This is a genomic window from Sneathiella glossodoripedis JCM 23214 (assembly GCF_000616095.1).
GTDB lineage: Bacteria > Pseudomonadota > Alphaproteobacteria > Sneathiellales > Sneathiellaceae > Sneathiella > Sneathiella glossodoripedis.
Map to the genome: position 1 here is coordinate 54,420 of NZ_BAMS01000002.1, position 19,658 is coordinate 74,077.

Sequence of the window (19,658 nt, forward strand, 5' to 3'; positions counted from 1 at the left end):
TAGTCTTACTGGGTACCCTTGCTTAGTTTTTCCAGTTGCTGGCGGGATTTCTCATCATATCCCTTATCCAGTGTTTCAATAGCGTCTTTTACAGTCTTTTCAACATCTTTACGCAATCCTTCAGGAATTGCTTCGTAAGTCTGTTTAGCTGCGCCCGCACCCTGTTCAGCGTTTTCCACTGCGATTTTCAGATTAGCCTGCATGTCAGGTGGTGTCAGTTGTGCAACGAAAATTCCACTTGCCCTTGCGACTGGAAGCAATTTCGCTTCAGTAACATAAGTAGGGCGGTCGTTTGGTGGAATAAACTGTACAAAGACCAACCATGCAATGCCGACAATCACGACGGCGCGTGCAATTCCAAAAAATATACCGAGACTGCGATCCAGTGCCCCAAGAGCTGAGGCTTTCACCCGTTCAGATATCGCATGGGTCAGAAATGAAATAATGACCAAACTGAGAATAAAAATTCCGGCGCCCGTAATAATATCGGACAGAAGTAGGTTCTCAATATACTGACGGGTATAGGGCTTGAGTAGTGGAAACAGATAAAGTGCTAGAAATGTGGCTCCGACCCAGCCACTTATGGACAGGACTTCTTTCACGAAGCCTCGCATAAAGCCAAAGACTGCGGAAATCAGTAGCACCAGTAAAATAACTGCATCTGTAATATTGATTGGCAGTTCTTCCATAAACTCAACGTCCCATCAAACTTCAACCGCATTTTGCGATTTGCTGCCTGTAAACAGGCGAACGATTTCGGATAAATGTTCAACTTCAATTATTTTCAGCGAAGGATCCTTTACCTTACTTCCACTGGGTATAATCGCATTCGTAAATCCGAGCTTTGCCGCCTCTTTCAAGCGGGCATCAGTTTGCCCCACGGCACGTATCTCACCAGATAATCCAATCTCGCCAAAAATGATACTGTTTTCCGGTACGGGGATGTCAGAAATTGACGAAACAAGTGCTGCTGCCACCGCCAGATCGGCCGCAGGTTCATGTACCCGCAATCCTCCTGCAACATTAAGATAAACCTCGTTACCCGCCAGTGACAGCCCACAACGAGCATCTAGAACTGCCAAAATCATCGCAAGCCTGCTTTGATCCCAGCCGACCACTGCCCGTCGCGGTGTTGCTTGTTGGGATGGTGCAACAAGCCCCTGTATTTCCACAAGCAAGGGTCTGGTCCCCTCCATCCCTGCGAAAACGGACGCGCCGCTGATTTCCTTGTCCTGATTGCTCAGGAATAAAGAGGATGGATTTGCGACTTCGCTCAGCCCCGCGTCCGTCATTTCAAAAACACCGATTTCGTCAGTTGCTCCAAATCGGTTTTTTACGGCGCGTAAAATCCGGAATTGATGTCCTCTATCTCCTTCGAAATACAGAACCGTATCAACCATATGTTCGAGCACTCTTGGACCAGCGATTTGACCATCTTTGGTCACATGCCCGACTAGCATCAGGGCGCATTGCAGCTTTTTGGCAAGGCGTATCAATTCCTGCGAACAGGCACGCACCTGTGAAACCGAACCGGGCGCACTGTCGATATTATCGGCATACATGGTCTGGATACTATCGATAATAAGCAAATCAGGTGGATCAGCCTTTTCCAGACTGCTGATAATGTCCCGCACCGAATTGGCGGAAGCCAGTTGCACGGGACTATCCGCTAACGCCAGTCTGCGTGCCCGCATGGAGATTTGAGCTGTCGCTTCCTCGCCAGAAATATAAGTGCATTTATGGCCAAGTCTTGCCATCAGCCCAACAGCCTGAAGCAGGATGGTTGATTTGCCGATTCCGGGGTCTCCGCCGATCAGGACTGATGATCCGGGAACAAACCCACCGCCTAGAACGCGATCGAGTTCGTTCAGCCCGCACTTAAGGCGGACATATTCCTCGTGGTCTGTGTTGAGGGATGTGAACGCAATCTCACGGCCTTTGCCCGTTGACAGCCCCTTGGGTAAGGCATCCCGGCTTGTATCCTGTATAATGCAGTTCCACTCACCGCAGTCATCGCATTTGCCTTGCCACTTGCGGTAGCTGCTTCCGCAATGCTGACAGACATACTGTTCACTTATGCGCGCCATTTGGCCCCTTCAGTATCAGGGTTTCAAGATATCCAGTTCAATGGGGCCATCCAGATCACCCCTGATAAATTGTTCGACATATGGATTTCCACAGGTTTCGATCTCATTTGCAGGTCCATTCCAGACAACTTCGCCTTTATAGATGAGTGCGATGCGATCGGCAATTTTTTGTGCGCTTTCCATATCATGTGAAATGGTGAGCGTAGTCGCTCCCAGATGCCGGGTACAATCACGGATCAGAGTATCTATTACATCACCCATGATCGGATCCAAACCTGTCGTTGGTTCATCGAAAAAAATGATCTCAGGGTGAGTAGCGATTGCCCGCGCCAATCCCACCCTTTTTTGCATGCCCATAGATAATTCTGCGGGGTTTCGATCGGCCATATCTGCTTCCAACCCGACCAGCGATAACATCTCTATCGCTTTTTCCCGAGCTTTTGTACGGGCCATTCCCTGAGCCTGTATCAGACCAAAGGCTACATTTTCCCACACGGGCAGGCTGTCAAACAAGGCGGCATACTGAAACAGCATTCCGGTTTTACGAAGGCTTTTTTCCCTTTCCGCTTGTGGAAGGCCGATAACCTGCTGACCGTCGATGAAAATCTCGCCGCTCTCCGGTGTAATCAGGCCCAGTATGCATTTTAACATTACGGACTTGCCCGTGCCTGAACCACCAATTACGACGAGGCTTTCCCCCTCCATAATATCCAGCGATAAACCATTAAGCACATGCTTTTTGCCAAATGATTTATGAACATTCTTAAGGCTGATTTTAGGTGGTTTGCTCATCAGTTTTTTAATCCAGCAACATGACAGTCAGGAAGTAATCGCTGATGAGAATCAGGATGAAGGAGGAGACAACAGCATTAGTTGTTGCGCGTCCAACCCCTTGCGCGCCACCTGTTGAGTTAAAGCCGTGATAACAGCCCATCAGACAGACAATAAAGCCGAATACAGATGATTTTATCAGCCCGGATATGACATCCCGCGCTTCAAGAAAATCAAATGTGTTCTTGATGTAGGAACTGGGGTTAAAGCCAAGGCTTTCTGTTGCTACCAGATACCCGCCGGATACGCCAATAATATCGGCGATAAGGACTAGAAGCGGCAGGGTGATCATGCCAGCCAGCACACGTGGGGCTACCAGATATTTGAACGGATTTGTAGATAGCGTAACCAATGCATCTATTTGTTCAGTTACGCGCATTGTGCCAATTTCTGCCGCTATTGCTGCGCCAACACGGCCCGCTATCATCAAGCCGCTGAGGACTGGCGCAAGTTCACGTGTCAGTCCGATCACGACAATTGTCGCGACCGCGCTTTCAGCATTGAACCGTGATGACCCAACATAAATCTGCAAGGCTAGAACCATTCCTGTGAACAGGGCTGTCATGCCAACGACAGGCAGTGAGTAATAACCTATGTTCATGAGTTGGCGCAGAAAGATACGCAAATAGAAGGGGGGGAGGAAAATATGACGAACGGTTTGCACCGTAAACAGAGACAAATGACCGACGGCAGCCAGAAAACGCAGCGCGACACGGCCAATTGCCGCCAGAAAGTTCCATTCCATACCGTTCGACCCTATACCCCGTCCGTTAAGTACCTGCGATAACAACGGCGTCCGATGGATGTCAGAATTTCATAAGCGATCGTCCCGGCTTGCTTGGCAACTTCATCAAGGGTGATGTCGTCGCCGACCAGCGTAACAAGGTCGCCTCGCTTGCAATCTTCTTCTTCAAGGGACGTCACATCAACTGTTATCATGTCCATTGAGACGCGTCCAACTACAGGTACCCGTTTATTGTTGATCGTACAATATGCCTTGTTTCCCAAATTCCGGAAATATCCGTCGGCATATCCTATGGCGACGGTTGCAATGCGGGACTTTTGGCCTGTGCGATAAGTGGCACCATAACCAACGGGTTTTTGGCTGTCAACGTTATGAAGTTGAAGGATTTTTCCCTGCCATTGAACAACTGGATTCATCGGATTGGCTTTGCCGGGAGTTGGGTTAGCTCCGAACAGCGCAACGCCGGGACGAACCAGATTAAAATGATACTCTTTCCCTAAAAATATGCCGCTGGAATTGGCGAAGCTCACAGGTAAGTGCTGCAACCCTTCTGGCAGGTTAGCAATCAGCTTATGAAGTTCATCAAGTTGTTCAGCATTTTGCTCGCTAGCGGGTATATCAGCACTTGCCAGATGGCTCATCAGATATTGAACTTCGATACCGTCGAGCCAGTGGGGATTGGCCTTCAGCTCTTCTATATCTTCGGCCATCAAGCCCAGTCTGCAGATCCCAGTCTCAAGATGAATAAGCGCGGGCAGGGGACCGTGATCGTGTGCAAGCTCTGACCAGATTCGAATTTCATCAAGGCTGTTTAGAACAGGCGTCAGACGCTCTTTGATGTATAAATCCTCGCAATCGATAAACAGACCGCCCAGAATAAATATTTCCGCATCAATCGGTAACGATTTGCGAAGGGAAATTCCTTCCTCTGGTAAAGCCACAAAAAATTTGCGGCAGTCAGCACGGTAAAGGGCGTTACCAACTTCACTGGCGCCCAAGCCGTAGGCGTCAGCCTTGATAACAGCCGCACATTCACTACTTTCAACTTCTGCTTTCAGGATCTGGTAGTTTTTCTGGATGGCAGTTAAATCAACGGTCAGATAACCACCGGATAACCGCGGATCCATTAATGATGCTCCGGCAAATACTGATCGAGAGCCAGATCGCCAAAACGGGTAAATTCAGGCTGGAATTGCAGCTTAACAATTCCAATCGGACCATGACGCTGTTTGCCGATGATGACTTCCGCCATATTGTGAACACGCGCCATGCGTTCCTGCCACTCCAAATGTTCCGGTGTGCCTTCTGACGGTTCTTTTCGGCCTTCGTAATATTCTTCGCGGTAAACAAACATCACAACATCTGCATCTTGTTCAATCGAGCCAGACTCTCGCAAGTCAGACAGCTGTGGTCGTTTGTCATCCCGGTTTTCCACCTGACGTGACAGCTGGGATAGTGCGATTACCGGAATGTCCAGCTCCTTGGCAACTGCTTTCAGGCCTTGAGTTACCTCTGAAATTTCCTGAACCCTGTTATCGCCGCGTCCACTGCCTTTCATCAATTGCAAATAGTCGACGACTATCATGCCAAGCCCGTGACTGCGTTTTAGCCGGCGCGCACGGGTGCGTAACGCTGCAATCGAGATCGCCGGGGTATCGTCAATATAGAGTGGCATCTCTGAAAGCAATGCGCTTTGTGGAACCAGTTTGTTTGCAAATTCATCATCTGATAAATCACCTCGGCGCAATTTTTCCGAGCTGATTTCGGTTGCTTCTGCCAGAATACGCCCGACCAGTTGCTCAGCCGACATTTCCAGCGAAAAGAAACCTACCGGGGCGCCCTCTTTTCCCCCAGTTGCATGATATGCTTTAGCCGCATTATAGGCGATATTTGTCGCCAGCGACGTCTTCCCCATAGACGGGCGCCCCGCCAGGATCAGCAGGTCTGACTTGTGCAGACCGCCGAGTTTAGCGTCAAGATCGCGAAGACCTGAAGTGACGCCGACAAGGTTGCCGTCACGCTGAAATGCATCCTCAATTGATTTGACGGCAATATTAACTGCTACTCGAACAGGGGTGAGGCCCCCTTCATGAGATCCGCTTTCCGCAAGTGCAAATAGCTGCTTCTCTGCGTTTTCAATCTGTGAGGCAGATGTCTCCTCCAGAGTTGAATCATATGCGGTATTAACGATCTCTTCGCCAAGATTGATCAGCTCACGTCTAAGGGCTAGATCATAGATGATCTTCCCATAATTCTCTGCATTGATAATTGTCGTTGCAGATGCAGCAAGGCGGGCTAGATACTGGGCACCGCCGATATCAGCCAGCGCTTCGTCATTTTCGAAATAGGATTTAAGCGTAATCGGATCTGCGATTTCCCCCCGGTCAATCAACAGTGATGCCGCATCATAAATTCGAGCATGAACGGGCTCATAGAAATGTTCTGGCTTCAGGAAAGAACTCACCTTCGCGGCTGCTTCGTTGTTAATCAGGATAGCGCCGAGCAAATCCCGCTCTGCATCCAGATTATGGGGCAGGGTGCGATAAGTTGGTGAGGACGTATCCTCAGATGGTTTATCGGAATTGAATACAGGACTTTCCATAGGCGCGACCCTAACACAATTTGACGGGTTTGAAGGCAGGTAATTTACGCTTTTTAAGAAGAAAATTTGTGCATAAATTTTATACATGCCTGTGGATAACGTGGATGGAATTGAAAAGCTATTAAAGATAAGAGCACTATTGTGTGCATCTTGTGGATAATACCGGATTTAGGACTGTAACAAAAAAACGGCACCTGAATACAGGTGCCGTTCTAAGATAAGCTCATCAATTGATGAAACTAAGGCCGTCTTAGTCTTCGTCTTCAACTTCCGCTGTAGATTCGAAAACTTCATTACCGGATTCATCACGGGCGTCCAGTGCTGCTTCTGCAACAGCCTCAACAGATTCACCGCGTGCCTGAATTTCAGCTTCTTCTTCAGAACGGGCGATATTCACAACGATACCGACAGTTACTTCCGGGTGCAGGCGAACGCGCACGTCATGCAGACCAAGGGTTTTCAGTACCTTGTCCAAGATGACCTGTTTGCGATCAATTGTTGCCCCATTTTCAGAAACGGCGCGGGCAATATCCTGTGTGCTAACTGAACCGTAAAGCTGCTGGCTTTCAGAGGCTGCGCGGATCAGTACAACGCTTGTACCATCCAGTTTTTCAGCGACTTTTTCAGCTTCTTCTTTACGCTTCAGGTTATCAGCTTCAAGCTGAGCCCGTTGCTTTTCAAAAATTTCAAGATTTGCCTTGTTGGCACGAAGGGCTTTGCCCTGTGGCAACAAGAAGTTGCGAGCATAGCCGTTCTTTACAGTAACGACATCACCCATTTGACCGAGTTTTTCAACACGCTCCAGCAATACTATTTCCATTAGTCTTCCTCCTGGTTTGGCGTGGACGCTGCGCGCTCACGAACTCCAACCCAACTATCGACCAGTCCCAGTAAAACGATCACCAGCACCAGCCAGAAAATTAAAATCATCGACAAATACACCGCAGTCAGTATGACAGAGCGATAATCCCAGCCCTTTGATACCTTGTGGATAATGGCCATCCCTTGAAGGAAAAAGGCTATTTCCAAAGTGAGTGTCACTGCTCCCAGAATGGCATCTGCCCAATTGAAGAAAAAGCTGAACGCAAAGGCTCCAATTGTCGCAACCGCCATCCAGACGGGAAGCTTCAGTTCCTGAAATGCAGGACTGGGGCGCATGTTCTTATTAAATCTGACCAGAACACCCTGTGCCAGAATGCCTGCGATCATCAGGACAATGCCCCAGAACGGGCCGAAAAATTGTGGCAGCAGCCGGACAATCATTTCAGCCGTAACTGATTTAAACATTTCCCCCTGTTGTTGAAGCTGCGGGACAATCTGGTTGAATTGTTCAATCAGATTGGCTTTCAGCTCCGGGTTCAGATACAGCAATGATATTGCCATTCCTGACAGGAGGATACTCACAAATACCCAGCTCACCATAAGGTTAGAGACCGGATACCAAGTTATCTTTTCGTTTTCCTCGCGCCACAACAGGGATTGGCGGGTTAGAACCAAGACCGGCAGGCCGCAAGTTAAAACATATGTCAAACTGAATAGTGGAGCGACTAGCATCGCGGCAAGAAGTGAACCTGTTGCCACTGATACCAAACCGCCTGTTATTCCCCATCCCAGTCCAGAGACGAAAAGCGGGAACACAGATAAGGTCATAATGAACATCGTCTGTAGGGCATTTACTTGTCCTGGAGCTCCTTCATTTCCCTGAAAAGAGAAAATGAAAAGCAATGTGCTAAGTGCCCCAAGAGCTGTATTTATGCCAATGTTCTTGACCATGTTTTCCACTATCGGAAAAGGCGGAACACCGCCTTCCCGGTGCTACTTATTTTACTACAAACGGCAACAGGGCAATGTTGCGAGCCCGTTTGATAGCTTTGGCAAGCTCACGCTGTTTCTTGGCAGATACAGCAGTAATACGGCTTGGCATGATTTTACCGCGTTCGGAAACAAAGCGTTGCAGAAGCTTTACGTCTTTGTAATCGATTTTTGGTGCACCCTCGCCAGAGAAAGGGCAAGTCTTGCGGCGGCGGAAAAAAGGACGACGTGCATCAGACATTATTCTTCCCCTTCATCTGTTGTTTCTTCGGAAGCTTCAGATTTGTCAGCAACGTCTTCGTCACTGTCTTCACTGTCACGGCGGTTGCCGCGGCTGGATTTGCTCTGAAGCATGACGGAATCTTCTTCGTCAAGTTCGTCAACGCGAATGGTCATGTGACGCAGAATGTCTTCGTTCAGACGCAGATTGCGTTCCATTTCCTTGACAGCATCAACCGGTGCATCAATGTTCATGAGGACGTAATGGCCTTTGCGGTTTTTCTTGACTTTATAGGCAAGATTGCGAAGACCCCAGTTTTCAACTTTTGCGACTTTACCGTCTGCATCAGTAATAAAACCGGACATTTGTTCTGTCAGAGTATCAACCTGTTGGGATGAAATGTCCTGACGGGCAATAAAAACTGTCTCGTAAAGAGGCATATGTATAAGCTCCTTATGGCTTGTAGGTATCTGGAGTTAGCCCAATGCTAACCGAACAGACATAGCCGACCTCCGTCGGCAAGGAGTATTGAGGCGGCGGACTATACAGATTTCTCAAGTTTATGCAAGTGGGCTTGACAGGATTTTCAATCGTAATATGACTGTCACAGCAATATCTAACAGGATCGGACAAGTTATAATGAAACGTGCATTCGTATTTCCGGGTCAGGGAAGCCAGACAGTCGGTATGGGCAAAGAGCTTTCGGACGCTTTTACCGTTGCCAAAGAAGTCTTTCAGGAAGTGGATGATGCGCTTGGGCAAAATCTCACCAAGTTGATGACTGAAGGACCGATCGAAGAGCTGACACTTACTGAAAACACCCAACCCGCCTTGATGGCGACAAGTGTCGCAGTCGCCCGTGTCTTGGAAAAAGAGGGCGGAAAAAAACTGGCTGATATGGCTGAATTTGTGGCTGGGCATTCCTTAGGAGAATATTCAGCGCTGACAGCGGCGGGATCGTTGCAGCTCGCCGATACTGCCCGGCTTCTTAAGGCACGTGGCCTTGCCATGCAAAAAGCGGTGCCGGTTGGTGTGGGTGCTATGGCGGCATTGCTCGGTATGGATATCAAGCCCGTCGAGGATTTGGTCGCGGAAGCGGCTTCGACCTCAGAAAATGACGAAATCTGTGTTGTCGCTAATGATAATGCAGATGGTCAGGTAGTTCTGAGCGGCCATAAAGGCGCGGTTGAGCGAGTAATTGAGCTGGCTAAGGAAAAAGGCGTGCGCAAAGCAATGATGTTGCCGGTCAGCGCACCATTCCATTGTCCGTTGATGCAACCGGCTGCTGATGAAATGAAAGCACAGCTTGCGAAGGTCACCATCGCACCGCCTGCGGTTCCATTGGTTGCAAATGTTACGGCCGATCAGGTGAGTGACCCCGAAACAATTCGCAATCTGCTTGTTGAACAGGTGACAGGACGGGTACGCTGGCGTGAAAGTGTCCTTTATATGGGGCAGCAAGAAATCGAGTCACTTGTGGAGCTTGGAACCGGTAAAGTTCTCTCTGCGATGGTTCGCCGTATTAACAAGGCTATGACAGGTAGCGCTCTTCAGGGGCCATCTGACATCGAAGCATTCTTAAATTCACTTTGAACCAACCGCTGTAATGGAATACAGGAAAAGGGGAGAGACCTATGTTTGATTTGACCGGTAAATGTGCATTGGTGACCGGTGCGTCTGGCGGGTTGGGTGCGGCAATTGCCAAAGACCTTCATGCTGCAGGGGCGACAGTTGCTATCTCAGGAACCCGTGAAGCGGCACTTCAGGATCTGGCGAAAGAGCTTGCACAACGTGTTCATGTTGTTCCATGCAACCTTTCGGATATGGATGCCGTGGATAATCTGATCAAGGATGCCGAGGCCGCGATGGGACAGGTTGATATTCTGGTCAATAACGCCGGTATCACTCGCGATGGACTTGCGATGCGAATGAAAGACGAAGATTGGGATACCGTCTTGAATGTTAATCTGAAATCTGCGTTCAAACTGTCCAGGAACTGCTTGCGCGGAATGATGAAGCGTCGCACTGGACGCATTATTAACATTACTTCAATTGTTGGCGTAACAGGCAACCCGGGACAAATGAATTATGCGGCTTCCAAGGCTGGCATGATTGGCATGTCCAAATCATTGGCACAGGAAATTGCTGCGCGCGGAATTACAGTCAATTGTGTCGCGCCGGGCTTTATTGCAACGGCGATGACTGATGAACTTTCAGATGCACAAAAGGAAAATCTGCTGCAGAATGTCCCGGCTGGTCGTCTGGGCGATCCGGCGGATATTTCGGCGGCCGTCCTGTATCTGGCGTCCGATGAAGCGGCTTATGTCACAGGCCAGACACTACATGTTAATGGTGGCATGGCCATGATTTAGTCACATTCTGAAAATAGGAGCTAAAATCAGAATTTAGAATGTGAGAGGTTTTCTTTGCATTAACTGTAAAGTATGTTAGGAACGCCACGAGATTTCACTGATGGTAAAAACGGATTGATTTACGGGGCGCCATCAGTAAAACAATTGAACTTTTATTGTTGGTTTATCTTAAGGACAACACACATGAGCGATATTGCTACACGAGTTAAAAAAATTGTCATTGAACATCTCGGTGTTGATGAATCTAAAGTAACTGAAGATGCAAGCTTCATTGATGATCTGGGCGCGGACAGCTTGGACACTGTTGAGTTGGTTATGGCATTCGAGGAAGAATTTGACATTGAAATTCCTGACGATGCTGCAGAAAAAATCCTCACAGTGAAAGACGCTATTACTTTCATCGAAAACGCGTAAGCGACCTCGGTTAAAGAACTGGTTTCTATAATTTAATTCATCGATAGGTTTCATGATGCGACGTGTAGTTGTCACTGGATTGGGTCTGGTTACGCCTCTGGCAAATGGTGTTAAGCCAAGCTGGAATAGATTGATCAATGGTGAGTCCGGTGCAGGAAAGATCACCAAATTTGATACAACAGATCTCGCCGTGGACTACGGCTGTGAGGTTCCTGTCGACGAAAACCATCCAGATGCCTTTCGGGCCGATGATATTCTGGCCCCGAAAGAGCAGCGTAAGCTGGATAAATTTATCATTTATGGGATTGCTGCTGCTGAAGAAGCCATTTTGGACTCTGGTTGGAAACCGGAAACTGAAGAGGATTTTTGCCGAACCGGCGTTACAATTGGGTCTGGTATTGGCGGACTTCCTTCAATCGAAGAAAATTCCATCAAGCTCAAAGAGCAGGGGCCACGTCGTATCAGCCCCTTCTTTATTCCTGGCGCTCTGATCAATCTGGTCTCTGGACAAGTTTCAATTCGTCATGGCTATAAAGGGCCTAATCATGCTGTGGTTACAGCTTGTTCTACAGGTGCGCATGCGATTGGTGATGCGGCCCGCATGATTGCCTGTGACGATGCCGATGTTATGGTTGCTGGTGGTGCAGAAGCTGCCATGTGCCGAATTGGCTTTGCAGGCTTTTCCGCGGCCAAAGCCCTGTCTAAAAACTTCAGCGATGATCCAACCAAGGCATCCCGCCCCTATGACAAAGACCGCGATGGCTTTGTGATGGGTGAAGGTGCTGGCGTTGTTGTTCTGGAAGAATATGAACACGCGAAAAAACGTGGTGCTCATATTTATGCAGAAGTGGTCGGCTATGGCCTTACAGGCGATGCCTATCACATTACGGCTCCTGCCAGTGACGGTGATGGTGGATATCGCTCCATGCAAATGGCTATTCGCAAATCAGGTCTGTCAACTGACGATATCGGGTATGTGAATGCTCACGGAACCTCGACCCCATTGGGAGATGAGATTGAGGTCGGGGCTGTTAAGCGTCTCTTTGGTTCAAGCGCTGAAAATCTTGCGATGTCATCAACCAAATCAGCAATAGGTCACCTGTTGGGTGCTGCTGGTGGTGTTGAAGCCGTATTTTCAATTCTTGCCATGGAAAATGGCATTCTTCCTCCAACCATTAACTTGGAAAACCCATCTGATGGTCTGGATATCAATCTTGTGCCTAATACGGCACAGGAGAAGAAAGTCGATGCAGTTCTGTCCAACTCCTTCGGGTTTGGCGGGACTAACGCAAGCCTTGTCATGAAACGGGTGTAACTCTGCAGACGGCTGCATGAAAAAATACCTGATTTTTCTGATTGCCCTGTTTCTGTTGTTTAATGCAGCAGTTGCGGGGCTTTTTGGTTATGGCTGGCACTTATTTACTAAGCCCGGACCACTGACCCACTCAAAAATAATGCTCTTCGAAAAAGGCACCGGTGTCCGGCAAATTGCCAAACAACTTCAAAGCGAAGGAATAATTCACAACGAATTTTCTTTCCTGCTTGGGACCAGGCTGCAATCTCAGGATAAAAGCCTGAAGGCGGGGGAGTATGAATTCACGCCCGGCATGAGCGGTGAAGAGGTTATGTCAAAGCTGGTGGAAGGTAAATCCATCCAGCATGCGCTTACTATTCCCGAAGGCCTGCAAAGCCTCGAAATTAGGAAACTGATTGAACAATCTGAAATTTTGGTCGGTGAAATTACCGAAAAAATGCCAGAGGGAAGCATTCTTCCTGAGACTTATCATTTTAATCGGGGTGATAGCCGGGATACGCTGATCCGCCGAATGAAAGCAGCTTTTCAGGATACAGTGGATGAACTTTGGCAAAACAGGAACCCAAATCCACTGATAAAAACTAAAAATGATCTGATTATTCTGGCTTCAATTGTGGAGAAAGAAACCGGTGTAGCAGGTGAAAGGGCAAAAGTTGCGAGCGTATTCCTGAACCGTTTGCGGATTAATATGCGTCTGCAGTCGGATCCCACTGTGATATATGGCGTCACCAAAGGACTTTCGGTTATGGAGCGTCCCATTTCCAAAAAAGACCTTGCTGCCAAAAATGAATACAACACATACACCCGCTCAGGATTACCTGCAGGGCCCATTTGCAATCCTGGTATTGAAAGCCTTAAAGCAGTTCTGAGCCCCGCTCAAACCAAGTATTTATACTTTGTCGCCAGTGGGGATGGCGGGCATGTTTTTGCGACAAATCTGGCTGATCACAATCGCAATGTGCGCAACTGGCGAAAAATAGAACGCAGCCGGAAATCAAACTGATAATTGAACTTGTATGTGCTTGCATGGCACAAATTTCAGTTCTGCACGTTATTACTGCAAAGCGTTTTAACGGATGCGGAATGATATGACAGTGAATAGCGATTCAATTCAGACACTTCTGCGGCAACGCCGCCAACTTCGTGACTGCCTTAAAGAACTAAAAGGCGAAATCTCTCGTCTTAATGAAAAAGCTTCCAATATGTCTGAGACGCATGATGTAGCGACTGTGATTGACGAAAAAATTGATCCAGGCAGACCCACGGAAGAGAAACCGCCTTTAACTTTAATGGCCAATGATGCCGTTGACTTGCCAATCATGACCACCCAAAAAACCGAGTCAGAACCGCAGTCATCTAAAGAGGGTAAAATTGAGCCGTCCGTTTTAAAGCCTCCTAAAAACAACGAGATGGATGCTGATCAGATTTTGCAGGGTAGCAAGTTGGTTGACCCCGCAAAATGCGTTCAAAAACCAGTTAGAAACTTTGGTCAACAGTCAGAATTAATAAACTCTAATGAAAAGCCTGAAAAAAGCGGAGAGTCAACTCCTTTCAGGAAGGAAAACACTTCAAAAGAAGCACTCGAAAAAGTTCCGGAAAGTAAACCCGAAGAGAGCTCGTTGAGGGGGGAAACAAAAAACACAATAAATTCCAAGGCCAACAAACATATTGAACAGGAATTGGAGAGAACGCTACATCACGCCGTATTGTTGGCGGGTTTTTTTTTACATCAACCTTCTGCTGCGGAGAATCAATTCCTCAACAACCTTGACGCGGCAATACAACAGACAAAGACGCTTGATGAAAAGGCCAACAAAGTTGAAGCTCTAAAGACACTTAAAGATGCATATCGGAATGTACTAAAACGAACATATCCACATAATAAGGTAAGCGGTAGAAGTATTCAGGAAAGTCAGACCACAAATCCGTATCTGTTTGGAATACCATTTGTGATTGCAGCTCTGGTGCTGGTTCTAATGCCGCTCTTGCTGTTATTCCAAATCATCACAAAGGATTTGTTTGTTACTGAAGTGGCAAGTAATTTTCATGTATTGCTAAGCGGAATGGGTACTTTCCTTTGGGGAGGAGTAGGTGCTCTGACCGCCATTGCTGTAACTGTTGCACGGCTTGTCCGAAAACGTAGCTATCTGCGGTAAAATTGCGGGAGTTGGTTTGATTGGGGCAGTAGGTGGAGTATTGGGTTTGACAATTTCGCTTGTTTTTGATCAGCAACATTTCATAGTCGGTCAAAATTTGGCATACTTAAAAGCAATGGCCGCTTATTTAACCGGCTGTGTGGCTGCCTTTTGTCTCCATAGCAGGATATCGAGGAAAAAACGATCCGAATAGAGAGGTATTGAGGCGCTTCTTGTGCGTTCTGGATATCAACGATATACAGAATAGATAAGTTTCAGGAAGCGAGGTCACCGTGGCAGTACAAAGTATGACAGGTTTTGCGCGAAGTAGTGGTAGTCATGCCGAGCATACCTGGCTCTGGGAGCTGAAAAGTGTCAACGGACGTGGTCTCGAAATTCGAACTCGCCTGCCATATGGCTATGATGCAGTCGAAGAATCTGCGTAAAATACTGAAGACAAATTTTCATCGGGGAAGCATCAATTTACATCTGCAATTGCAGCAGACGTCGGGTAAATCCAATTATCAGATCAACCACGAGTTCCTGGATGAGCTAATAGAACTTTCCAAAGAAAAAGCTGGCCTTGGCGGGGTAAAGTCACCTCGTATTGATGGATTGCTGGCACTGAAAGGTGTGATCGAACCAGCGGAAAAAGCCATTCTGGATGAAACAGAACAGCAGGCACTGGAAGCTGCTCTATTAACTTCCCTGCAGGAGGCTGTTTCAAAACTGACAGAAGCGCGCGTGGCTGAAGGGGCGCAGCTTCAACCGGTGCTGCTCTCGCAATTGGATGAAATCGGATCTTTGACAAAAGCAGCCGCTTCATCTGCGGCTCTAAGGCCTGAAAATATGCGTGCCCGTTTACAGCGACAGATTGATACGTTGTTGGAAAACGGTGTCAGTCGTGAGGGGGATCGACTCGAACAGGAGCTTGCGCTTTTGGTGACAAAAGCAGATATCTCCGAAGAACTTGACCGGCTTGCAAGTCACGTAGCTACTGCACGGGAAATTCTGGCGGGCAAAGAAGGGGATGCCATCGGGCGACGGCTCGATTTTATCTGTCAGGAGTTTAACCGAGAAGCTAACACTTTATGTTCCAAATCCAATGAGACCGAACTCACTCAAATCGGACTTGAAATGAAAGTGATCATCGATCGTTTTCGGGAACAGGTGCAAAATATCGAATAGTTAGCACCATAAAAAGTGAATGAGTGGATTTCAGAGCCTCACGTTAAATACATGTATCTATTACTTGGGCGCGCTGAAAAAATTTGATAAACAGGCAAATCTTTTATTCAAACATACCCTTGTGGCCGAGAGTTGGGAAAACGCGTGTCTGAAATTTCAACTGAAAATATTCAAATTGAACGCCGTGGCTTGATGTTGGTGTTATCGTCACCCTCTGGAGCAGGGAAAACGACGATATCGCGGGCTTTATTGGCAGAAGACGATAATCTGTCCATGTCTGTTTCAGCAACAACACGCAAGCCAAGACCAGGTGAAGTGGAAGGCAAAGACTATTTTTTCATGGAACCGGTTGATTTTAACTTGCTGGTAAATAAAGGCGAGCTTTTGGAGCACGCCAAGGTTTTTGACAATTATTACGGCACCCCTGCGGCGCCTGTCCGTGAAGCACTGGCAGCGGGCAAAGATATTCTGTTCGATATCGACTGGCAGGGAACTCAGCAACTGGCCCAAAAGGCCGGTGATGATCTCGTGAGTGTTTTTGTATTGCCGCCCTCAACCCAGGCGCTGGAAAAGCGGCTTAAATCACGTGCACAGGATAGTGACGAAGTCGTTGCCCGCCGTATGTCAAAAGCGTCAGAGGAAATCAGTCATTGGCGTGAATATGATTACGTGGTTGTCAATGATGATGTGAACCGTTGTATCGCAGAAGTGAAGGCAATTTTGCAAGCTGAACGGGTTCGCCGAAACCGGCGCACTGGTTTGCTGACATTCGTTGAACAGTTGCGCGAAGGTTACTAACGCGTCCTGTACACTTCAGACAGGCGGCAAAATTCCTCGACGCTGAGTTCTTCCGCACGTTTGGTTGGAAGGATCCCCGCACTGTTCAGGATTTCCTCTGCATTTCCGCCAAGGGATTTCAGACTGGCACGAAGCATTTTTCGGCGTTGACCAAAAGCGGCTCCAACCACTCGCTCCAAAGTATTTAAATCGGCGGGGAAGGCAGGTTGATCGCGTGGTACCAGCTTGACGACTGTACTCACTACCTTCGGCGGCGGAGTAAAGGCCTTGGGTGAAATATCAAACTGTCTTGATACATGACATAGCCATTGACTGATGATGGACAGGCGACCGTATGCCTTCGTTCTGGGCTCCGCGGTAATCCTGTCGGCAACTTCCTTTTGAAACATAAGCGTCATTGATTTGAAGTCTTCGCGCTTTTTGAGCCACTTGATCAGCAAAGGGGTTGCAACATTATAAGGAAGATTGGCAATTATATGCGCTTTTTCACCGACGAGTTCGGCTTCATCAATTTCTAATGCATCCTCGTTATGAACTGTCAGGCGATTTTCAAATGCCTTGGAAACCTCCTCAAGTGCCGCGAGACAACGGGTGTCTTTTTCGATGGCAACAAGACGCTTTGCTCCTGCAGCCAAAATTGCACGGGTAAGGCCACCGGGACCTGGCCCGATTTCAAGAACAGTTTCACCCTGGAGATTACCGGGACAACGGGCAATTCTTCCTGTGAGGTTAAGATCCAACAGAAAGTTCTGCCCAAGTGATTTTTCAGCCCGCAAACCATATGTGTTGATGACATCCCGAAGAGGCGGGAGTGAACTGCCGTCACTCATGAGCGATCACCCTGTGTTCTGGACATCAAATCTGCAGCTTTTATGGCTTCAATCAGGCTTGCAGGATTTGCCAATCCCTTTCCGAATATGTCTTCAGCTGTGCCATGATCCGGTGAGGTTCTGATGATGGGAAGTCCCAGCGTAATATTGACTCCTTTGTCAAAATCAATTGTTTTAAGGGGGATAAGGGCCTGATCATGATACATGCAAATTGCAGCGTCATAACTTTTGCGCATTTTTTCGTGGAATAGGCTATCTGCAGGGTAGGGACCGGAAATGTTCATTCCTTCTGATTTCAGTCTGTTCACAAGTGGTTGAATTATCTCTATTTCCTCTTGTCCGATACTGCCATCTTCCCCTGCATGAGGGTTAAGGCCGGCAATCACCAGATGTGGCTCTCTGATAGCAAAACGAGTGACAAGGTCCCTATAGGTTGTTCTAACCACGGCTTCAAGTCGGTCTGCGGTAAGGGTTTGCTTCACCTGTGCGAGAGGGATATGGATGGTTGCGGGAACGACCCGCAGTCCGGGGCAGGCCAGCATCATTACAGATTTGTCTGGTGATCCCGTCAACTCCGCGAGAAACTCCGTATGCCCGGGATGCTTGAACCCAGCTTCATACAGTCGCTTTTTTTGAATGGGATTAGTGATCAGTGCACGGGCTTCACCGTTCATGCAATAGTTGGTCGCCATTACAATTGATTGAATGGTTTCTTCTGCAGGTGATTGGTTGTTTTCACCAATATCTATTATGTTGAGCCTGCTAGGATCACAATCCTCATTCGGAGACCTTAGAATAGCTGTTGGGATATCCATTTTCAGCAGGTTCAAGGCAGCTTCTACTCTGCTGGTGGCCCCAACAAGAATAAAATCCGGCAATTGTTCGGTTTTTCGCTGTTTCCATGCCTTGAAAGTGATTTCAAGGCCGATCCCATTCGGATCGCCCATAGTCACCAGTAGAGGTTTCTCACGCATGGTGTTCGTCTCCAAAAGCCACGCAACTAGCGTGACTCAATTGACGCCTCGCGCCGCAAGTCGTTTAGATAACGCCGTGCACGAGCTTCGATACGTTTATTTCCGATCAATTGACGAATGGCTTCCTCACTGTCGCTTTGCATGCGGGTATCGGTGCGATTGCAGACGATAAAGATCCGGTATTTATCCTCATCCAAAAAAGGATCACTTGCTTCGCCTTCTTCCAGATTTTCCACCAGATTTCTGAATTTGTCAGGCAAATTACTTAACTGAACACGGCCCATTTTACCGCTTTCATTGTTCACCATTTCGCTTGCCATATCCTGTAAATATTCGCAGCCATTGACAAAGCTGGACACTGTTTTTGCCAACTGAGTTTGACTGTCCTTGCGGTTGTTGTCTTCGGCTGGTTTAAGTGGGACAACGATTTGGGCAAGTTCCATTAGAGCGTCGCTACTACTTTCACCTAAAATCTTACGAATATCCTCTACAGCTACGATATAATAGCCATCGCGTGTACGGATCGGTTCCGAAATTTTGCCCGGCTCCAGCTTTGCTACTGAACGGGCTATTTCTGGTGCCATTTCCTCTGCCATCTGCCACCCAACAAGCCCCCCATTTGCAGCTGTTGGCCCTTCACTAAACTGAGCGGCAACACGCGCAAAATTTGCACCTTGTTTAAGTTGTCCGGCCAGGTTTTCAGCGTTCTGGCGGATTTCAGGCTCTTTCGATGCGACTTCTATTGGTAGAAATATTTCCCGAATTCGGTACTCGTTTTTACCTTTGTTAGCGCGCAGCTCTTCCTGTTTGGATTTTATTTCAGCTTCTGTCACGTTGATACGCGGCACGATGCGCCGCCTGATAAGCTTGTCCCAACCAATTGTTGCCCGAATTTGATGAATGACAGTTTCTGGATCCACGCGGATAGTTGCCAGAGCTTCTTCAAATTTCCCTGGGCGAATGTTGAAGCGTTGTTCAAATTGCTCAATTGCACGGTTTATTTCCTGATCACTGGCTTCTGTGTTGCGTCTCTTGGCTTCCTGCAGTTTCAGTTGATCATCGATGAGTGTTTTGATGACTGAGGGAACAAGCTGCTGCCGAGTACGATTGTTTGCAGGTAGTCCCGCCATGAAAATATTGAGATTTATGCGCTGAATAACATCATATCCGGAAATCACGTCGTCATTTACTATAGCGACAATTTTTTGGACTTCCTGTGCCTGCACGGGAGCATTAACGCTGGCAAAGCCTGTAAGCAGGGCGATAGCAGTCAAAATTTTTGCGAACAATTTCATGTGAACTCTCAAAACACTTAAATTTTTTTGCTCAGGACAT

Annotated in this window: 20 protein-coding genes and 1 pseudogene; 8 read left to right on the forward strand and 13 right to left on the reverse strand. The window is 47.8% G+C overall.

What is annotated here, in order from left to right:
- Nucleotides 1-5: 5 nt before the first annotated feature.
- The 10 genes from JCM23214_RS19765 to rpsF form a co-directional block, all read right to left on the reverse strand.
- Nucleotides 6-689, reverse strand: a complete 684-nt coding sequence (locus JCM23214_RS19765) for a CvpA family protein (RefSeq protein ID WP_025898537.1) — start codon at nucleotides 687-689, stop codon at nucleotides 6-8.
- Between the two features lie 15 nt (nucleotides 690-704).
- A complete protein-coding gene (gene radA / locus JCM23214_RS08265; protein WP_025898538.1) occupies nucleotides 705-2,087 on the reverse strand; it encodes a DNA repair protein RadA in 1,383 nt (460 codons plus the stop codon).
- A 15-nt stretch (nucleotides 2,088-2,102) separates the two neighbouring features.
- The gene (locus JCM23214_RS08270) at nucleotides 2,103-2,879 is read right to left on the reverse strand and encodes an ABC transporter ATP-binding protein (RefSeq protein ID WP_025898539.1); all 777 of its coding nucleotides are present in this window, start codon (nucleotides 2,877-2,879) and stop codon (nucleotides 2,103-2,105) included.
- Between the two features lie 7 nt (nucleotides 2,880-2,886).
- Nucleotides 2,887-3,663, reverse strand: coding sequence for an MlaE family ABC transporter permease (locus JCM23214_RS08275; protein WP_025898540.1), 777 nt, complete (start codon nucleotides 3,661-3,663; stop codon nucleotides 2,887-2,889).
- Nucleotides 3,664-3,674: 11 nt separating this feature from the next.
- Nucleotides 3,675-4,790, reverse strand: coding sequence for an alanine racemase (alr, locus tag JCM23214_RS08280; protein WP_025898541.1), 1,116 nt, complete (start codon nucleotides 4,788-4,790; stop codon nucleotides 3,675-3,677).
- A complete protein-coding gene (locus JCM23214_RS08285) occupies nucleotides 4,790-6,265 on the reverse strand; it encodes a replicative DNA helicase (RefSeq protein ID WP_025898542.1) in 1,476 nt (491 codons plus the stop codon). Before JCM23214_RS08285 ends, alr begins: the two co-directional genes overlap by 1 nt.
- 250 nt (nucleotides 6,266-6,515) lie before the next feature.
- Nucleotides 6,516-7,085 carry a 50S ribosomal protein L9 gene (rplI, locus tag JCM23214_RS08290; protein ID WP_025898543.1) on the reverse strand — a complete coding sequence of 190 codons (570 nt, stop codon included), beginning with the start codon at nucleotides 7,083-7,085 and terminating at the stop codon, nucleotides 6,516-6,518.
- Nucleotides 7,085-8,038 (reverse strand): DUF2232 domain-containing protein, encoded by a 954-nt coding sequence (locus tag JCM23214_RS08295; protein WP_025898544.1) that lies wholly within the window; start codon nucleotides 8,036-8,038, stop codon nucleotides 7,085-7,087. Before JCM23214_RS08295 ends, rplI begins: the two co-directional genes overlap by 1 nt.
- A 46-nt stretch (nucleotides 8,039-8,084) precedes the next feature.
- Nucleotides 8,085-8,318 (reverse strand): 30S ribosomal protein S18, encoded by a 234-nt coding sequence (gene rpsR, locus JCM23214_RS08300; protein ID WP_025898545.1) that lies wholly within the window; start codon nucleotides 8,316-8,318, stop codon nucleotides 8,085-8,087.
- Nucleotides 8,318-8,737 carry a 30S ribosomal protein S6 gene (gene rpsF, locus JCM23214_RS19770; protein WP_025898546.1) on the reverse strand — a complete coding sequence of 140 codons (420 nt, stop codon included), beginning with the start codon at nucleotides 8,735-8,737 and terminating at the stop codon, nucleotides 8,318-8,320. Before rpsF ends, rpsR begins: the two co-directional genes overlap by 1 nt.
- Before the next feature lie 199 nt (nucleotides 8,738-8,936).
- On the opposite strand from rpsF, the gene fabD reads away from it, so the two are divergent.
- From fabD to gmk, 8 genes and pseudogenes are all read left to right on the forward strand, one after another.
- Nucleotides 8,937-9,890, forward strand: coding sequence for an ACP S-malonyltransferase (gene fabD, locus JCM23214_RS08310; protein ID WP_025898547.1), 954 nt, complete (start codon nucleotides 8,937-8,939; stop codon nucleotides 9,888-9,890).
- Between the two features lie 41 nt (nucleotides 9,891-9,931).
- A complete protein-coding gene (fabG, locus tag JCM23214_RS08315; protein ID WP_025898548.1) occupies nucleotides 9,932-10,669 on the forward strand; it encodes a 3-oxoacyl-ACP reductase FabG in 738 nt (245 codons plus the stop codon).
- A gap of 183 nt (nucleotides 10,670-10,852) precedes the next feature.
- On the forward strand, nucleotides 10,853-11,083 hold the full coding sequence (locus JCM23214_RS08320; RefSeq protein WP_025898549.1) for an acyl carrier protein: 231 nt from the start codon (nucleotides 10,853-10,855) through the stop codon (nucleotides 11,081-11,083).
- Nucleotides 11,084-11,138: 55 nt separating this feature from the next.
- A complete protein-coding gene (gene fabF, locus JCM23214_RS08325) occupies nucleotides 11,139-12,398 on the forward strand; it encodes a beta-ketoacyl-ACP synthase II (protein WP_025898550.1) in 1,260 nt (419 codons plus the stop codon).
- Nucleotides 12,399-12,414: 16 nt separating this feature from the next.
- The gene (mltG, locus tag JCM23214_RS08330) at nucleotides 12,415-13,401 is read left to right on the forward strand and encodes an endolytic transglycosylase MltG (RefSeq protein WP_025898551.1); all 987 of its coding nucleotides are present in this window, start codon (nucleotides 12,415-12,417) and stop codon (nucleotides 13,399-13,401) included.
- Nucleotides 13,402-13,492: 91 nt separating this feature from the next.
- Entirely contained in the window at nucleotides 13,493-14,554 is a 1,062-nt protein-coding gene (locus tag JCM23214_RS08335) for a hypothetical protein (protein WP_148301803.1), read from the forward strand.
- Nucleotides 14,555-14,841: 287 nt separating this feature from the next.
- Nucleotides 14,842-15,721 (forward strand): annotated as a pseudogene (locus JCM23214_RS19775) (YicC/YloC family endoribonuclease).
- 144 nt (nucleotides 15,722-15,865) lie between these two features.
- Nucleotides 15,866-16,519 carry a guanylate kinase gene (gene gmk, locus JCM23214_RS08345; RefSeq protein ID WP_025898553.1) on the forward strand — a complete coding sequence of 218 codons (654 nt, stop codon included), beginning with the start codon at nucleotides 15,866-15,868 and terminating at the stop codon, nucleotides 16,517-16,519.
- On the opposite strand, the gene rsmA is transcribed toward gmk, so the two are convergent.
- From rsmA to JCM23214_RS08360, 3 genes are read right to left on the reverse strand one after another with little or no spacing between them, the layout of a single operon-like run.
- A complete protein-coding gene (gene rsmA / locus JCM23214_RS08350; RefSeq protein ID WP_025898554.1) occupies nucleotides 16,516-17,349 on the reverse strand; it encodes a 16S rRNA (adenine(1518)-N(6)/adenine(1519)-N(6))-dimethyltransferase RsmA in 834 nt (277 codons plus the stop codon). The genes gmk and rsmA overlap by 4 nt on opposite strands.
- Nucleotides 17,346-18,323 (reverse strand): 4-hydroxythreonine-4-phosphate dehydrogenase PdxA, encoded by a 978-nt coding sequence (gene pdxA / locus JCM23214_RS08355; protein WP_025898555.1) that lies wholly within the window; start codon nucleotides 18,321-18,323, stop codon nucleotides 17,346-17,348. Before pdxA ends, rsmA begins: the two co-directional genes overlap by 4 nt.
- Nucleotides 18,324-18,349: 26 nt before the next feature.
- Nucleotides 18,350-19,630 carry a peptidylprolyl isomerase gene (locus JCM23214_RS08360; RefSeq protein ID WP_267879396.1) on the reverse strand — a complete coding sequence of 427 codons (1,281 nt, stop codon included), beginning with the start codon at nucleotides 19,628-19,630 and terminating at the stop codon, nucleotides 18,350-18,352.
- Nucleotides 19,631-19,658: the final 28 nt, after the last annotated feature.

What these genes read in the sequence shown, in the direction of transcription:
- pdxA (WP_025898555.1), bottom strand. Translation starts at nt 18,323, where the DNA reads ATGCGTGAGAAACCTCTACTGGTGACTATGGGCGATCCGAATGGGATC.
- alr (WP_025898541.1), bottom strand. Translation starts at nt 4,790, where the DNA reads ATGGATCCGCGGTTATCCGGTGGTTATCTGACCGTTGATTTAACTGCC.
- rsmA (WP_025898554.1), bottom strand. Translation starts at nt 17,349, where the DNA reads ATGAGTGACGGCAGTTCACTCCCGCCTCTTCGGGATGTCATCAACACA.
- rpsF (WP_025898546.1), bottom strand. Translation starts at nt 8,737, where the DNA reads ATGCCTCTTTACGAGACAGTTTTTATTGCCCGTCAGGACATTTCATCC.
- JCM23214_RS19765 (WP_025898537.1), bottom strand. Translation starts at nt 689, where the DNA reads ATGGAAGAACTGCCAATCAATATTACAGATGCAGTTATTTTACTGGTG.
- JCM23214_RS08270 (WP_025898539.1), bottom strand. Translation starts at nt 2,879, where the DNA reads ATGAGCAAACCACCTAAAATCAGCCTTAAGAATGTTCATAAATCATTT.
- fabD (WP_025898547.1), top strand. Translation starts at nt 8,937, where the DNA reads ATGAAACGTGCATTCGTATTTCCGGGTCAGGGAAGCCAGACAGTCGGT.
- fabF (WP_025898550.1), top strand. Translation starts at nt 11,139, where the DNA reads ATGCGACGTGTAGTTGTCACTGGATTGGGTCTGGTTACGCCTCTGGCA.
- rpsR (WP_025898545.1), bottom strand. Translation starts at nt 8,318, where the DNA reads ATGTCTGATGCACGTCGTCCTTTTTTCCGCCGCCGCAAGACTTGCCCT.
- fabG (WP_025898548.1), top strand. Translation starts at nt 9,932, where the DNA reads ATGTTTGATTTGACCGGTAAATGTGCATTGGTGACCGGTGCGTCTGGC.
- radA (WP_025898538.1), bottom strand. Translation starts at nt 2,087, where the DNA reads ATGGCGCGCATAAGTGAACAGTATGTCTGTCAGCATTGCGGAAGCAGC.
- JCM23214_RS08275 (WP_025898540.1), bottom strand. Translation starts at nt 3,663, where the DNA reads ATGGAATGGAACTTTCTGGCGGCAATTGGCCGTGTCGCGCTGCGTTTT.
- JCM23214_RS08320 (WP_025898549.1), top strand. Translation starts at nt 10,853, where the DNA reads ATGAGCGATATTGCTACACGAGTTAAAAAAATTGTCATTGAACATCTC.
- mltG (WP_025898551.1), top strand. Translation starts at nt 12,415, where the DNA reads ATGAAAAAATACCTGATTTTTCTGATTGCCCTGTTTCTGTTGTTTAAT.
- JCM23214_RS08285 (WP_025898542.1), bottom strand. Translation starts at nt 6,265, where the DNA reads ATGGAAAGTCCTGTATTCAATTCCGATAAACCATCTGAGGATACGTCC.
- JCM23214_RS08295 (WP_025898544.1), bottom strand. Translation starts at nt 8,038, where the DNA reads ATGGTCAAGAACATTGGCATAAATACAGCTCTTGGGGCACTTAGCACA.
- rplI (WP_025898543.1), bottom strand. Translation starts at nt 7,085, where the DNA reads ATGGAAATAGTATTGCTGGAGCGTGTTGAAAAACTCGGTCAAATGGGT.